This window comes from Pseudomonas sp. St29 (assembly GCF_001547915.1).
GTDB lineage: Bacteria > Pseudomonadota > Gammaproteobacteria > Pseudomonadales > Pseudomonadaceae > Aquipseudomonas.
The window spans coordinates 2,739,299-2,754,448 of the sequence record NZ_AP014628.1; the positions used below are offsets into that span (position 1 = coordinate 2,739,299).

The 15,150-nt window shown below is 65.1% G+C and carries 14 protein-coding genes; 7 read left to right on the plus strand and 7 right to left on the minus strand.

The genetic code is table 11. The annotated features are described in order from the left end of the window. Positions 1–28 precede the first annotated feature (28 nt). The gene (locus tag PST29_RS12445; RefSeq protein ID WP_060843239.1) at positions 29–739 is read right to left on the minus strand and encodes a FadR/GntR family transcriptional regulator; all 711 of its coding nucleotides are present in this window, start codon (positions 737–739) and stop codon (positions 29–31) included. A gap of 109 nt (positions 740–848) precedes the next feature. After that, positions 849–1,376: a GNAT family N-acetyltransferase gene (locus PST29_RS12450; protein ID WP_060843240.1), complete on the minus strand. Its 528-nt coding sequence runs from the start codon at positions 1,374–1,376 to the stop codon at positions 849–851. Between the two features lie 124 nt (positions 1,377–1,500). Between PST29_RS12450 and PST29_RS12455 the strand changes: the two genes are divergently transcribed. After that, positions 1,501–2,382 (plus strand): LysR family transcriptional regulator, encoded by an 882-nt coding sequence (locus PST29_RS12455; protein ID WP_060843241.1) that lies wholly within the window; start codon positions 1,501–1,503, stop codon positions 2,380–2,382. A 15-nt stretch (positions 2,383–2,397) separates the two neighbouring features. Here PST29_RS12455 and PST29_RS12460 read toward each other — a convergent pair whose 3' ends face one another. Continuing rightward, positions 2,398–3,012, minus strand: a complete 615-nt coding sequence (locus tag PST29_RS12460; RefSeq protein WP_060838751.1) for a LysE family translocator — start codon at positions 3,010–3,012, stop codon at positions 2,398–2,400. Between the two features lie 103 nt (positions 3,013–3,115). Then, positions 3,116–3,985 (minus strand): LysR family transcriptional regulator, encoded by an 870-nt coding sequence (locus PST29_RS12465; RefSeq protein ID WP_060838752.1) that lies wholly within the window; start codon positions 3,983–3,985, stop codon positions 3,116–3,118. Positions 3,986–4,122: 137 nt separating this feature from the next. Between PST29_RS12465 and PST29_RS12470 the strand changes: the two genes are divergently transcribed. The 5 genes from PST29_RS12470 to PST29_RS12490 all read left to right on the plus strand — a co-directional run bounded on the left by PST29_RS12470 (position 4,123) and on the right by PST29_RS12490 (position 9,041). Beyond that, entirely contained in the window at positions 4,123–5,181 is a 1,059-nt protein-coding gene (locus PST29_RS12470; RefSeq protein WP_060843242.1) for an agmatine deiminase family protein, read from the plus strand. Further along, entirely contained in the window at positions 5,178–6,086 is a 909-nt protein-coding gene (aguB, locus tag PST29_RS12475; RefSeq protein ID WP_060843243.1) for an N-carbamoylputrescine amidase, read from the plus strand. The genes PST29_RS12470 and aguB overlap by 4 nt, the downstream gene beginning before the upstream one ends. A 1-nt stretch (position 6,087) precedes the next feature. Then, on the plus strand, positions 6,088–7,209 hold the full coding sequence (locus PST29_RS12480; RefSeq protein ID WP_082729230.1) for an extracellular solute-binding protein: 1,122 nt from the start codon (positions 6,088–6,090) through the stop codon (positions 7,207–7,209). Positions 7,210–7,334: 125 nt separating this feature from the next. Beyond that, positions 7,335–8,453 carry an agmatine deiminase family protein gene (locus tag PST29_RS12485; RefSeq protein WP_060838755.1) on the plus strand — a complete coding sequence of 373 codons (1,119 nt, stop codon included), beginning with the start codon at positions 7,335–7,337 and terminating at the stop codon, positions 8,451–8,453. Between the two features lie 129 nt (positions 8,454–8,582). Then, positions 8,583–9,041 carry a GNAT family N-acetyltransferase gene (locus PST29_RS12490; RefSeq protein ID WP_060838756.1) on the plus strand — a complete coding sequence of 153 codons (459 nt, stop codon included), beginning with the start codon at positions 8,583–8,585 and terminating at the stop codon, positions 9,039–9,041. Positions 9,042–9,953: 912 nt separating this feature from the next. On the opposite strand, the gene PST29_RS12495 is transcribed toward PST29_RS12490, so the two are convergent. After that, a complete protein-coding gene (locus PST29_RS12495) occupies positions 9,954–10,895 on the minus strand; it encodes a class I SAM-dependent methyltransferase (RefSeq protein ID WP_060843244.1) in 942 nt (313 codons plus the stop codon). Positions 10,896–11,161: 266 nt separating this feature from the next. Further along, on the minus strand, positions 11,162–12,097 hold the full coding sequence (locus PST29_RS12500) for an ankyrin repeat domain-containing protein (protein ID WP_060843245.1): 936 nt from the start codon (positions 12,095–12,097) through the stop codon (positions 11,162–11,164). A gap of 301 nt (positions 12,098–12,398) precedes the next feature. Between PST29_RS12500 and PST29_RS12505 the strand changes: the two genes are divergently transcribed. After that, the gene (locus PST29_RS12505) at positions 12,399–13,754 is read left to right on the plus strand and encodes an MATE family efflux transporter (protein WP_060843246.1); all 1,356 of its coding nucleotides are present in this window, start codon (positions 12,399–12,401) and stop codon (positions 13,752–13,754) included. A 142-nt stretch (positions 13,755–13,896) separates the two neighbouring features. Here PST29_RS12505 and PST29_RS12510 read toward each other — a convergent pair whose 3' ends face one another. Next, a complete protein-coding gene (locus tag PST29_RS12510; RefSeq protein ID WP_060843247.1) occupies positions 13,897–14,946 on the minus strand; it encodes a 3-oxoacyl-[acyl-carrier-protein] synthase III C-terminal domain-containing protein in 1,050 nt (349 codons plus the stop codon). Positions 14,947–15,150: the final 204 nt, after the last annotated feature.

Consider the following 15,150-nt stretch of genomic DNA (forward strand, 5'->3'; position numbering starts at 1 on the left):
GCTTGAAGCCTCAAGCGTGCCGCTGTGCTTAATTCGTAGTGGGCAACTCCAGGCCGAGGCGCTTGGCCGCGGCGCGCAAGTGGGCGTCGGCGCAACCGGCCGCGGCCTGGCGGTCACCGGCGGCAATCGCCTGGTACAGCGCCTGGTGTTCCTGGGTGGCATCGGCGGAACCGCCGACCTGGCGCCGCGCCGAGTTCTCCCAGGCGGCCTTGCGGGCACTGGTCAGCTGGCTGCGCAGAAAATCATGGAAGGCCACGAAGTAGTCGTTCTTGCTGGCCTCGGCGATGGCCCGGTGGAACTCCACGTCGGCCAAGCCTGCGGCTTCGAAATCACTGCGCTTGTCGTGCATTTCCTGCAGCGCCTGCTGCATCCGTTGCAGGTCGGCGGCGTCCCGGCGCTGGGCGGCGATCGACGCCGCCTGGGTTTCGATCCACAGGCGCATCTCGAACATCTGCGCCAGGTCCGGCAAGCGCCCGTTGCCCTGGGGGAAACGGAACACGGTGCCGGCCGGGGTCTTGGAAATATACGAACCCAGGCCACGCCGGGCGATCAGCACGCCGTCGGCCTTGAGCTGGGCGATGGCTTCGCGAATCACCGAACGGCTGACGTTCAACTGCTCGGCCAACTGCTGCTCGGTCGGCAGGCGCGATTCGGGCGCCAGGCGGCCGGAGTCGATCTCGCTGCGGATCGCATTGACCACGCGGACAACGAGGGAGTCAGGTCGCTGGAGTTCGAGCATGGGAAGGAAAAACCGTGGCAGTCAGGTTGTCAGACAATAGCCGTTGAGATTTTTCACTGTCAAGAAAAAACCACGCTGCGAGGGTGGGGCCGCGCTGGCAAATCCGGGTTCAGGCTGTCAGCGGGCAGTTGAATATCAGGTCGTCGAAGTCTTCGCCGCCCTGGCGGAACGCGCCTTCGTCGCGGCGCTGGAAGACGAAGCCGCACTTTTCCAGGACCTGGCAGGAGGCCGCATTGCCGTCGGTGACGGTGGCCACCAGGCGCTTGATGCCCAGGCCCTGGCGGGCGTACTCCATCAGCCCGCGCAGCGACTCTGCGGCCACGCCCCGGCCTTGGTGATGGCGCGCCAGCAGGTAGCCGACCTCGGCTTCGGCGGCGTCCCTGTCGCTGATGCGCAGGCCGGTGAGGCCCAGCTCCTCGCCGCTCTCGCGATCACGGATCACCAGGCACAGCCAGTGTGTCGAGTCGAGGTCCCAGCGGGGCAGGCGCGAGGTGAAGCGCTCCTCGATCTGGGCCCGGGACAGCGGATCGCAGACATAGCGCAGGTTGTCCGGGTCGCTGTGCAGGTTCAGGAACAACGCCCAGTCATGGGGGGCCAAGGGGCGCAGGTGAAGGCGGGGGGTGTGCAGTTCCAGCATGAGAGGTTCCCGATCCGTGGGCAGTAAAGATCTGGGGCACTTTACCTGAGAAAAGTCTGACCGCCGCGTTGGCGATATCGCATAAGATCCCGGGCCTGGGTTTTCAGGGATAGGGCAGGTAAACGTGAACTGGGACGATCTGCGGTTTTTCATCGCTGTGGCCAATGCCAACAACATCACCGACGCCGGGCAGGCGCTGAAGGTGTCCGCCTCGACGGTTTCACGCAAGATCCTGGTGCTGGAGCAGGCCTTGAACACCCTGTTGTTCATGAAGACCACCCAGGGCTATTTCCTCACCGAGGCCGGCCAGGCCTTGCTGCCCATGGCCCTGGAGGCCGAAGAGCGCTTCCAGCTGATGACGCGGCAGATGTCCCAGCCCGGTGCGCGCATGGCGGGGGTGGTACGCATCGACTGCCCGGAGCTGATGGGCAGCCACCTGATCATTCCCGCGCTGGCGCAGTTTCGCGTGCAGCACCCGCAGATCAGCTTCGACTTCGTCAATGCCGCGCGCTCGGTCAAGCTCACCCAGAGCCACAGCGATCTGCTGCTGCGCCTGCAGCGGCCGGAGGCCGGCAACTTCACCCTGCGTCGGGTCGGCGAGCTGACCCAGGCCTTGTTCTGTTCCCCGGGTTATGCCTCGGTCCATGGCTGCCCCGAGAAGCCGGTGGACCTGGGCCAGCATTCGCTGATCGGCTGGAACCAGGCCCTGGAACACCTGTCCCTGGCCCGCTGGCTGGATCAGCTCAGCGGCGGCCAGCCGCTGTGGATGCGCACCGGCAACCTGGAGGCGCAGCTCAAGGCCGTGCAGGCAGGGCTGGGGATTGCCGCCTTGCCGGCCTATATCGCAGAGCCCTTGGGCCTGCGTCGGGTGCTGCCCCAGACCCCGGTTCACCGCGCGGACATCTGGCTGTTGCGCAACCAGGCGACCCAGGGCCAGGAGCGGGTCGAGCAGGTGGCGAGGTTTCTCTGCGAGCTGCTGCTGCGTCAAGGGCTGCAGGCCGGCTGAAGGGCCGCTGGCGCACTAGGCGCCGCGCAGGAAGATCCACATGGCCACCGCCATCAGCAGCAAGCCGAACAGGGCATTCTGCGCCACCAGCAAGCTCGGTCGGTCCCGTAGCAGCACCTGCAGGCTGGAGCCCAGGCTGGCCCAGAGCAGGTGGCCGAACAGGTTGACCGCGATCAGCGCGGCGCTGAGCACCAGCACCACGGCGCTGCCGGCGTCGGTGCCGGGACTGAAGGTCGAGAACATCACCAGCAGCATCACCAGGCCCTGCACATTGCCCAGTTGCAACAGCACGCCATCGCGAAAGCCCAGGGGCGCGTCCGACGCGGCTGACAAGCCCCGCGAGCGCAGCAACAGGCGCAGGCCGCGCCAGAAAATGTACAGGCTTCCGGCCACCCGCAGGCTCCACAGCCATTGCGGCTGCGCCGCCAGGCTGTGATACAGCCCCAGCCCCACCAGCAGGGCCAGCAGCCAGTAAGTCAGGTCGAGGCCGAGGATAAAGCGCAGCGAGCGGCGCACGCCGCTGCGGGCGCCGGAGCTGGCCACCATCAGGTTGCCGGGCCCGGCGCTCAGGGCCATGGGCAGCATGGTGGACAGCCACAACGGCCAGTTGATGTCGTGGATCGGGGGCACGGGCGGCTCCGGGAAGGCGATGCGGATTGCACCGGCGCCAGCTTAAGGCGCTGCCTCGCGTGGGGTTAGCGGCAGAAATGCAAAGCGGTTTTGCAGCCGCCGCTCATGGCTCGGCCGGGGCTTGCAAGGCGCCCAGCAGCCACTCGCAGAAGCTGCGGGTCAGCGGGCTGCCTTCGCTGTCGCGGTGAATCAGCCAGGCCCAGGTCGGGCCGCGTACGCTCTGTTCGCACAACGGTGCCAGCAAGCCCTGGGCCCGGGCCTGCTGGGTCAGCAGCTGGCTGACCAGGGCAATGCCGTGGCCTGCGCAGGCGGCGTCCAGCAACAGGCCCGGGTCGGAGAAATTCAGGCCGTTGCTGCGCTGGCCAATGTCGGCGCCGCCTTCCACCAGCCAGTGGCTCCAGTCCATCTCCCGCTCGCCATGCAAGGTGGTGCGCAGCGCCTCGGGCTGTGCCAGCAGGCTGGGGTGGCAGGCCGGGTACAGGCGATCGCTGTACAGCTCCAGGTAGCTGCATTCGGCCTGGGCGCTCAGGTCGTCGCGCAGGGTCAGGTCGATGGTCTGGGTGCTCATGTCCGGCGGTTCGAAGCTGGTGAACAGCCACAGGTCGACTTCCGGGTGCAGGCGATGGAATTCCCCCAGGCGCGGCAGCAGCCAGTGGCGGGCGAAGGCCGGGCTGGTGTTGACCACCAGTTGGTTGGGCTTGCGGTACTGCTCCAGGCGGCGGATGCCCACCGCCAGCTGTTGCAGCAGCGACTGGGTGGTGCTGCGCAGGTCGTGCCCGGCGTCGGTGAGGGTGACGCTGCGCCCGCTGCGGTAGAACAGCGGTTGTTCGAGATAGCTTTCCAGGCTGCGGATCTGTTGGCTGATGGCCGATTGCGTGAGGTGCAGCTCCTGCGCTGCCTGGTGAAAACTGCCCAGGCGCGCAGCGGCTTCGAAGCCGCGCAGGGCGTTCAGTGGAGGCCAGTGTTTCAACATGATTGATAAGTCCTGCTAATCAAAAATGGGCTAAATCTATCGTTTGTTGCCGTTTTTTCAAAGCCATAGCATGGGCACCAAGGATCGACAGCGTTGTTCGATTGATAACAAAACCTTACTTGAGAGGTGCAAGGCTCATGCTCAGCAATGACACTCAATACCCCGCCTGGAGGATGCCGGCCGAGTGGGTTACCCACGCCGCGACCTGGATGGTCTGGCCACACAACCAGGGTTTGTGGGAGTCGGTCTGGGGCGTGACCCTGGCCGAGGTGCAAGCGGATTTCGCCCGGGTGGCCAATGCCATTGCGCGCTTCGAACCGGTGAAGCTGGTGGTGGACCCGGCCGCCCTGGACAGCGCCCGGGCGCTGTGTGCCGGCAATATCCAACTGGTCGTGCAACCGGTGAACGACAGCTGGTGCCGCGACTCCGGCCCGACCTTCATCGTCCATCCGCAGCAGGGGCTGGCCGGCGTCAGCTGGCGCTTCAATGCCTGGGGCGACAAATCGGCCCACGACCTGGACCGCAGCCTGGCCCGGCGCCTGCTCGACGATCTGGGGCTGGACTGTTTCGGTACGCCCCTGGCCAATGAAGGCGGGGCCATCCACGTGGACGGCGAGGGCACCCTGATCACCACCGAATCGGTGCTGCTCAACCGCAATCGCAACCCGGGCCTGGGCAAGGCCGAGATCGAGGCGATCTTCCAGCGCCTGCTGGGGGTGCAGAAGACCATCTGGCTGCCGGGGGACCCGGACCATGTCACCGGCGACATGACGGACGGCCATGTCGACGGGATCTGTGCCTTCGCTCGCCCGGGCGTCTTGCTGGTGGACGCGACCCGCGATCAGGGCTCGGTCTATGCCGAAGTGGTGCGCGAGAACCGCCGCGCGCTGGAGCTGGCCCGGGATGCCCGGGGCCGCCGTTTCGAACTGATCGAGCTGTTCGAGGCCAGTGCCGCGGTCAACAGCCAGGCCGAGGTGTTCTGCGCTTCCTACACCAACTTCTACCTGGCCAATGGCGCGGTGATCATGCCGGCCTATGGCATCGCCGCCGACGAGGAAGCGGCCCAGGTGCTGGCCCGGGCCTTCCCCGGGCGGCAAGTGGTGCCGGTGCGGATCAACCACCTGGCCCATGGCGGCGGTGGCGTGCATTGCATCACCCAGCAGCAGCCGCGGTGGCCGCTGGAGGTACAGGCATGAGCCGGTTGATCGTCGCCACCACCCAGATGCCCTGCACCTGGGACCTGCCGGGCAACCTCGAACGCGCCGAACAGCTGGTGCGCGAGGCGGCGGCCCGCGGTGCCCAGGTGATCCTCCTGCAAGAGCTGTTCGCCACCCCGTACTTCTGCATCGAGCAGCAGCACCGCCACCTGGCGCTGGCCGAGGAATATGCCCAGAGCCAGGTGCTCCAGCGTTTCGCCGCCCTGGCCGGGGAGCTGGGGGTGGTGTTGCCCCTGAGCTGGTTCGAGCGGGCCGGCACCGCCTATTTCAATTCCCTGAGCGTCGCCGATGCCGACGGCCGCCTGCTGGGGGTGTACCGCAAAACCCATATTCCCAACGCCGTGGGGTATCAGGAGAAGGAGTACTTCAGCCCCGGCGACAGCGGTTTCCGGGTCTGGGACACGGCCTTCGGCCGACTGGGCATCGGCATCTGCTGGGACCAGTGGTTCCCCGAGACCGCCCGCTGCCTGGCCTTGCAGGGCGCCGAAGTGTTGCTGTTTCCCACCGCCATCGGCAGTGAGCCGGGCAGCGCCGGCCTGGACTCGCGGGACCACTGGCAGATGACCATGCGCGGGCATGCCGCGGCCAACCTGCTGCCGGTGGTGGCGGCCAACCGCGTCGGCCATGAAGTGGCAACCAGCGACCCGACCTTGCACATGGATTTCTACGGCTCGTCGTTCATCTGCGACCACAAGGGCCGGCTCCTGGCCGAGGCCGACCGCGACAGCAGCGGGGTCCTGTTGCAGCCCCTGGACCTGGCGGCCATGGCCGAGGAACGCCGCACCTGGGGCATCTTCCGCGACCGCCGGCCCGAGATGTACGGGCCGCTGCTGAGTCTTGACGGGCAACACCTTCATTCACGCTGGAACGGCCGGGAGGCATGACATGCGAACCATAGGCAAGCGCGGCAAACGCCATTGCGCCATCGTGCTGGCCCTGACCCTGGCCGCGCTCCAGGCCCAGGCCGACCCCGAGGACAAGACCCTGCGCCTGTACAACTGGGCCGACTATTTCGCCGCGGACACCCTGGCGCGCTTCACCGCCGAAACCGGAATCAAGGTGATCTACGACGTGATGGAAGGCAGCGAGGTGCTGGAGGCCAAGCTGATGACCGGCGGCAGCGGCTACGACCTGATCTTCCCCGGCGATACCGTGGCCGAGCGCCTGATGCGTGCTGGCAGCCTGCAGCAGCTGGACCCGAGCAAGCTGACCGGGCAGGACGACATCGAGCCCGGCCTCAAGCGCCTGCGGGCCCAGTACCCGCGCGCCAGCCAGGCCACGGTGCCCTACACCTGGGGCACCATCGGCCTGACCTACAACGCCCGGCAGATCGCCCAGCGCCTGCCCGATGCGCCGGTCAACAGCCTGGACCTGCTGTTCAAGCCGGAGCTGGCGGCGCGCTTTGCCGATTGCGGGATCTCGCTGATCGATTCGCCGGACGAAGTGCTGGCGGTGGCGCTCAACTACCTGGGGCGCGACCCGCGCAGTGCCCGGCCGGAGGATCTGCAGGCAGCCAGCGAACTGCTGGGCAAGCTGCGACCGTATATCCGCAAGTTTCAGTCGCAGCCGGTGACCGACCTGGTCAACGGCAACCTGTGCCTGTCCCTGGGCTACAGCGGCGACATGACCCAGGCTCAGCGCACGGCTGACGCCGCAGGCAAGCCGGTCGAATTCCAGTACCGCATTCCCCGGGAGGGCACCACGGTGTGGATGGACACCCTGGCGATCCCCAAGGATGCCCGGCACCCGGAGTACGCCTATGCCTTCATCAACTTTGTCACGCGGCCAGAGAACATGGCGGCCATCAGCAACTTCACCGGTTACCCCACGGCCAATGCCAAGGCGCGGCCGGCGGTGGATCCGCAGATGCGCAACAACCCGGATATCTACCCGGATGACGCCACCTTCGAACGCTTGATTCCCGGCCGCGACATCCCTCAGGCCGACATGCGGGCGCGCATGCGCACCTGGACCCAGTTCAAGACGGCCACCGCTGCCCGCCACTGACCGGGCGCCATGCGCTTCGCCGACAAGCCGGCTCCTACACTGCCTGGTAGGAGCCGCTCTGTCGGCGAAGGCCCGCGTCGCCCCCGAACCCTTTCATGCAGAACCTTCGACAAGAGAACCGCCCAATGCCCACCCGACGTCAACTGATCAAACAGGCCTCGCTGCTGGCCGGTGTCGCCGCCATGACCACCCTCGGCCTGGGGCCGCGCAGTGTCCGGGCCCGCGAGCAGGACAACGCCTACCTGCCCGATGAAGGCGAGCCCCAGCAGCGGGCCTTCATGGCCTTCGGCGCCCAGGACGCCATCTGGGAGGATTTCACCGGCGACGTGCAGCAAGCCCAGGGGCGCATTGCCCGGGCGATTGCCGCCTATCAACCGCTGACCCTGTTCTGCCGCGCGCAGGAGCGCGGCCTGGCGGAGCAACTCTGCGGCTCGCACAACATCACCTTTGTCAGCACCGAGCTGGACGACATCTGGATGCGCGACATCGGCGCCAACTTCGTCGTTGATGCCCAAGGCGGATTGGGCGCGGTGGATTTCAACTTCAATGGCTGGGGCAACAAACAGCGCCACGCCAAGGACGCCCGACTGGCGCGGCAGATGGCCGACGCCGCCGGTGCCCGCTACTGGCGCAGCGAACTGGTGGGCGAGGGCGGCGGCATCGAAGTGGACGGGCACGGCACCGGGATCATGACCGAAAGCAGCTGGATCAATGACAACCGCAACCCTGGCTGGAGCAAGGCCGAGGTCGAAGAGGAACTCAAGGCTTGCCTCGGCCTGCGCAAGATCATCTGGCTGCCGGGGATCAAGGGCCACGACATCACCGACGCCCACGTCGACTTCTACGCCCGCTTCGTCAAACCGGGGGTGGTGGTGGCCAACCTGGACAACGACCGCGAATCCTACGACCACCAGGTGACCCTCAAGCACCTGGAGATCCTCCGATCCGCCCGCGACGCCGACGGCCGTGCGCTACAGGTGCACACCCTGTCGCCACCACTGAACCCGCGACAGAACCGCTTCAGCCGCGATAACCCGGATTTCGCCGCGGGCTACATCAACTACTTCGTGATCAACGGCGCGGTGATCGCCCCACAGTTCGGCGACCGGGCAGCCGACGCCAAGGCCCACAGCCTGCTCGCCAGCCTGTACCCCGGGCGACAGATCATCGCACTGGACATCGACGCCATCGCGGCAGGCGGAGGCGGGATCCACTGCGTGACCCATCAACTGCCCGAGGTTTGAGGCAGTCCATGAAGTGGTCTGGCAATGGTCAGTGAATTGGCCTGATAAAACCCGCCACTCAGGCATTAACCTGCGCGCTCTTCAATGACCGGGGCCGATCCCGGTGTGGATGATCAAGAGGAGCGCGCAATGAGCGATCAACAACCTGCGGTGACGGTACGGGCGATTCAGCCAGGGGATTACCAGCAATGGCTGCCGCTGTGGCTGGCCTATCAGGATTTCTATCAGGTGACGCTGAGCGAAGAGGTCAGTCGCACTACGTTCGAGCGTTTCCTTGATACGCAGGAACCGATGTATTCGGCTGTGGCGGTACAGGGCGATGAAGTGATTGGCTTCGTTAACCTGGTGGTGCACCGCTCGACCTGGGCCGTCAGCGACTTCTGCTACCTGGAAGACCTGTACGTGGCCCCGTCGATTCGCGGCAGCGGGGCGGGGAAACTGCTGATCGAGTGGGTGCAGGCGCTGGCCCGGGAACGGCAGTGTGGGCGGTTGTATTGGCATACCCAGGAAAGCAACGAGCGGGCGCAGCGGTTGTATGACTGGGTGGCGTACAAGCCGGGGGTTATTGAGTATCGGATGGAGTTGTAAGGCGGGGGGGGCTGGTGGGTGGTGCTAGGGGGGAGTGCATATCCGTTGCTGCAGTAACGGCGGCTGGCGGTTTCGCTCTTGCAGCGAGTGGGACGGGTACATATCCATTGCTGCGGTCACGGCCACTTAGGGTTTCGCCCTTACGGCGACTTACTTTTTTCAAACGCCAAAAAAGTAAGCAAAAACGCTTGCCCCTCCATACGGCCCCTCGCTGGGGCTCGGGGTGCCCGAGCTCCGGCATTGCTCCGGGGGCCCGCCGCCAACCGGCCATCCATGGCCGGGCGGCGGCTAGCTCGGCATCCCTGCCGAGCTGCCCCCTACGCAACGCCTGCGCTCGGCCTGCTGGGAAGGGGCCGGAAGATCAAGATCAAGATCAAAAGCCAACGCCAAAACCCAGGTGCGCAGGCTGGTTCCCTGTAGCCGCTGCCGCAGGCTGCGAACGAGCGCTAGCGCTCGCAAAACCAGGCGGCGCGATAGGTCAGGAATATCGGGGAGGTGGGTTTAGCGTCTCCTGCGGAGCCGTTCGCAGCCTGCGGCAGCGGCTACATGTAACGCGAACGGCAATGAAACAGGCCGGCCGGCAGGCCGCCGTCAGATTTTGATCTTCCTGCCCCCTTAAACACGATGGCCGAACGCAGGCATTGAGCCGTGGGTAACCCGGCAGGACGCCGGGTTAGCCGCACTGGGCCATGGATGGCCCATTGCGGCGGCCCACGGATCAATGCCTTCGTTCGGGCATGCCGAGCCTAGGCGAGGCACCAAGTGGAGGGGCAAGAGCCTTTGGTTACTTTGGGCTCTTTCCAAAGTGACTCGCTGTAAGAGCGAAACCCTAAGTGGCCGTAACCGCAGCAACGGATATGTACCCCATCAACCGAGCCACCAAGACAAAACCCCCTGCCGCCCAATACCTCCCTATTGCCCCTGACGAAACACCAGCGCCTTGAGCCCGCACTGCGGATCGGCATCCGGAAACTCCGGCGGATTCTCCAGTCGCTGTTCAAAGCGCAACCCCGGCGCCTCCTGCATCACCCCTTCCAAAAGAAAGTCCACGCTGAACGCCGGGTCATTCATGCACGCCAATACGCAGCCATTGGCCGTCAGCAGTTCCGGCAAGCGCCGCAGCACCCGCGCATAGTCCTTGCCGAGGACAAAGCTGCCTTTCTGGAACGACGGCGGGTCAATGATCACCAGGTCATAGGGCCCCCCTTGCTTGACCTTGCTCCAGGACTTGAACAGGTCATGCCCGAGGAAACTCACCCGGCCAGTGTCGTGGCCGTTGAGCCTATGGTTGTCGCGACCACGGCTCAGGGCCGCCCGGGACATGTCGAGGTTCACCACTCGCTCGGCACCACCGGCAATCGCCGCCACGGAAAAGCCGCAGGTGTAGGCAAACAGGTTCAGGACGTTCTTGCCCTGGGCGTTGGCCCGCACCCAGTTGCGTCCATAGCGCATGTCGAGAAACAGTCCGTTGTTCTGCTTGCTGCCCAGGTCCACCTGGTAGCGCAGGCCTTCCTCGGTGATGGTGCAGCTGTCAATCGCCTCGCCCAGCAGCCATTCGCCACGGCTGTCGGGCAGGTAGCGGTGTTGCAGCATCAGGCTGCGGGCGCCGCTGGCGGCCCATTGCGGGGTCGAGCCCAGGTCGGTCAGCAGTTGCTGCAAGGCGGCCAGTTGTCCGGCCTCGGGCTCCTTGAACAGCGACACCAGCAGCACGCCCTGCAACCAGTCCACGGTCAGTTGCTCCAGCCCCGGCCAGCAGCGGCCGCGGCCATGGAACAGGCGCCGGGTCTCGGTGGGCGCGGCGGCCAGGGCGGTCAGCAAGTGCTGGTTGAGGGTGGCGAGGGCGAGAGGTGTCATCAGCAGGGCCGGTCATTTTTCGGGGGCGGCATTTAACCACGGGCGGGGCGATATCCGCCAACCACGAGCCTGGCCCGCTGTGCGCGGTGGATGGACTGCGGCCAGCCGCCGGTCCATCACCGCGGTCGGCCGGTCATGGTTGTGCCAGCTGTTTTCCACCCGGTAGACGCTGCTCGCAGGCAAAGCGGCTGTTGTCCCGGCCCTGCTAGCAGGCCAGGGCAAAGGGGTGGCCTTCGTCGTTGAAGTCCTCGTCGCCGAGTTTTTCATCAGAGGAGGGCGTTTGCCCATTTCTGGGTGCCGGCCAGGCGGCGTTTGACGCTGTCGATCCGCCATTGCCCGGCGACCTGCTTGAGCAGGAAACGGTGTTCGTAGCACAGCGCCCGAATGGCCGGGTCGCGGATCAGCACTTCAGCCTGGGCGGGCTTGAGCCGTTCGCAGCCGAGCAGTTCATCGGCGGGCGAATAGGTCGTGGGAAAACCGTAGGACGCACGCGGATAGGCCCGCGGGCGCTGGGTGCAGAAGCGTTCGATGAGCTGTTGCGGTTCGGCCCAGAAGCCGGCATCGAGCGCTTCGTGGCCCGCGGCATTGCCACGTTGTTCCCAGGCGGCCACGGCCAGGGTATAGGCGCGCACCTGAGTGACCGGGTCGACACTGCAGTCGCCATCCTCCGGCGGCTCCGGCCAGGTCAGGTGAGGGGCGGGCGTGGGGGGCGGTGGCGCTCCAGCGCCGGCCTGTTCGAGCAGTTGCATGATCCGGGCATGGGACTTTTCTTGGGCCAGGGACCAGGCGTTGCGCTGCTGAAAGTCCAGCGGCCGGGGATCGGCGCCAGCGTTCAGCAGCAAGGCCACCATCGCTTCGTGGCCGGCCTGGGCGGCGTTCATCAGGGCCGTGCGTCGTAGCTCGGGGGAGGCTTGTTCGAGTGCGGCGCCATGGGCAATCAGCAGCTCGGCACAGGCCAGGTCGCCCTGGCTCGCGGCCCAGGCCAGCGGGCTGTAGCCCAGGGCCTTGCACGGCTGCTGCACATTCGCGCGGCGCTCCAGCAGCAGTGCCACGGCGGCCGAGTGGCCGGCGATAGTGGCGGCCAGCAGGGCCGTGCGCCCGGTGCTCTTGTGCTGCCATTCAAGGTCCGCGCCAGCGTCCAGCAGGCGGTTGAGTGCAATGAGATCGCCACGTGCGGCAGCTTTTTCCAGGAGGTGGGACACGGTCGGGAATCCATTCGGTGAGGGGGAGCGGCGGGCAATGGTAACGCCGCAGGGCAGGGGCTGCCACGCCTGCACCCTGGGGCGGGTGCAGGCCGGGGAGCGCCCGGCCCCGAGCCGCTTGAGGGCCAGGTGCGCGGGCGGGTGGTAGTCGAGGTCAACCGCTGATATAAACCTCAGGCCGCCGCACTGCCGGAATACCCCGCGCGGCCCTCTTCGCAGCACTGTCCATGACCGACGCGAGCTCCGCGCTGCGGAGGTTCTTCGCGGCCCTTTGTCGTCTTGATCCGAGGTTGCCTGTTCCATGTCCATTCCCGCTCAGCGCCCGCTCTGGCAGGTGTACCTGATCTTCCTCTTGCCCATGGTGCTGTCGAACTTCCTGCAGTCGTTTTCCGGCACCCTCAACGGCATCTACATCGGTCAGATGCTGGGGACCCAGGCGCTGGCCGCGGTATCGGGGATGTTTCCCATCGTGTTCTTCTTCATTGCCCTGGTGATCGGCCTGGGGGCGGGAGCCTCGGTGCTGATCGGCCAGGCCTGGGGCGCCCGGGAGCCGGGCACGGTCAAGGCGGTGGCCGGCAGCACGCTGTTGCTCGGCGCGCTGATCGGGCTGTTGGGGGCGGTGCTGGGCATGCTGTTCGCCCGACCGGCCTTGCAGGGCCTGGGGACACCGGTGGATGTGCTGGACGATGCGGTGGGCTACGCCCGGGTGATGATGCTGATCATGCCGTTGCTGCTGGTGTTCGTGCTCTTCACTCAGTTGCTGCGCGGTGTCAGTGACACCCTGTCGCCATTGCTGGCGCTGATCGTCTCGACCCTGGTGGGCCTGCTGCTGACCCCGGCGCTGATTCGCGGCTGGCTGGGGTTGCCACCGATGGGCATCCAGAGCGCGGCGTTCGCCGGGCTGGTGGGCAATATCCTGGCCATGGGCTTTCTGGTCTGGCGCCTGAGCGGCCGGGCACACCCGCTGGCGCCGGACCGGGCGCTGTTCGCGGCGATGAAGCTGGACCGGGCAATCCTCGGCAAAGTGCTGCGCATCGGCCTGCCCACCGGGGTGCAGATGGTGGTGATCTCGCTGTCCGAACTGGTGATCCTGGCCCTGGTCAACCGTCACGGCTCCCAGGCCACGGCGGCCTATGGCGCGGTGACCCAGATCGTCAACTATGTGCAGTTTCCGGCGCTGTCGATCGCCATCACCGCGTCGATCCTCGGGGCCCAGGCCATCGGTGCCGGACGCCTGGAGCGCATCAGTCCGATCCTGCGCACCGGGCTGGCGATCAACCTGTGCCTGACCGGCGCCCTGGTGTTGCTCGGCTACCTGATTTCCCACTGGCTGCTGGGGTTGTTCATCATCGATCCGACGGCCCTGATACAGGCCGAGCATCTGTTGCACATCATGCTCTGGAGCATCCTGGTGTTCGGCTTCCAGGCGGTGGTGGGCGGCATCATGCGTGCCAGCGGCACGGTGCTGATGCCGGTGGCGATCTCGATCTTCTGCATCCTCGGGGTGCAGGTGCCGGCGGCCTATCTGCTGGATGCGCACTTCGGCCTGCAAGGGGTGTGGATGGCCTTCCCGGTGGCCTACCTGAGCATGCTGGTGCTGCAGGTCTGCTACTTCAAGCTGGTCTGGCGCCACAAGCAGATCCAGCGCCTGATCTGACAGGCAAGCGCGGCGGGCGGGATGCAATGCGCGACGTGCCGCAGGGCAGCGGCACGTCGCGCGAGGCGTATCTGGCGAACTGATCAGGGGGGCAGCGAGGTTCAGTCGCGTCCCCCCCGATCGAGAGACTGGCCGTGGCGCCTTACAACCGGAACGAAAGGGCAGAAAAGACCATCCCGCCACTTCCCGCCCAGCCCATGCAGAACTGGTCTTTTTCAGCGTTGCCCCGGCTGATGGCGTCGTAAATTCCATAGGGAATGGACGCCGTAATGATATTGCCGGTTTTATGCCCGACATGATGCAACTTGTGATCAATGCCGATCAGTTCACCAATGTGTTCCCACATTTTTGGCGAGCCGGTATGAATGAACACTTTATGGATGTCCGCGCCGCTGACCTTATGCATGTTGAACACTTTTATGGCTTCATTGCGACCATCTTCATGCAAGGCAGCCGCGTAGGAGTTGAACTGATACTGCCCGCCGGTCGGTGCAATGCGCGGAGTATCTTCTTCATTGCAAAACAGCTTCCAGTCCGGCAGGGAAATGGTCGACAAGTCGCTGAGATCGGGGCGGTTGATATAAGAGAACTTGAAGTTTCCAGGCGACTCATTGCTGAGGATGGTGACTGTTGCCGCTTCACCGATGGTGAAACTTGGGAACTTGTACGCCAGTTCCGATGGAGACTGCAAAGAGAAGTTCTTCGGCATCACCGGCCCGCCGTCAGACATGCCGAATTCCATGTTGATAATGGCCGCGTAGCGTATCTCTCCGGCTTCCATCTTGCTGTTGATCACATCCATGGCGGTCACCCAGCCGTTGCAGGCGTCGACCACGTCGAAGTTCCTGCAGTTCAGGCCCAGGGCCTTGGCCATGAAGGTGCTGTTGGCCGGCTCGATGAAGCCCCGGGTAACGTTGGGATAGATCAACAAGTCCAGGTCGGCCTTGTTGATATTGGCCTGGGCCAATGCCGAGTCAAAGGCTGCGGTCATCAGATCCATTGGTTTTTCTCCGGCGGCCAACCAATGCCGGGTTTCGATGCCGCTCTTGTCGAGCAGTTTTCCGATGGTCTTCAGGGTCTTGGGCAAGTCATCCTGAAAGGTGTTTTTCGAGTGTTCTTCAACCAGATCAAGAACATCCTGGTTAGTAACGATTCGCGAAGGAAGAATTCCTGAAAGTCCTACAATTTTCATACAACATCCTTGTTTGAAATGTTCATCCGTAACGATGACGGGGTGAGCGAAAACACTCGTTAATTGCATGCCGAGAGCGAACTTCTGTCGTTGAAAGACGCTCGTTGTCAATGACTGGCAAGCCTTCCTCAGTTGCGCTAGTTGGAGGAAGCACATATTTCTAGCACAGAAAGTTGGCGGCGCAAGGCCGTCTATTGAATTTAT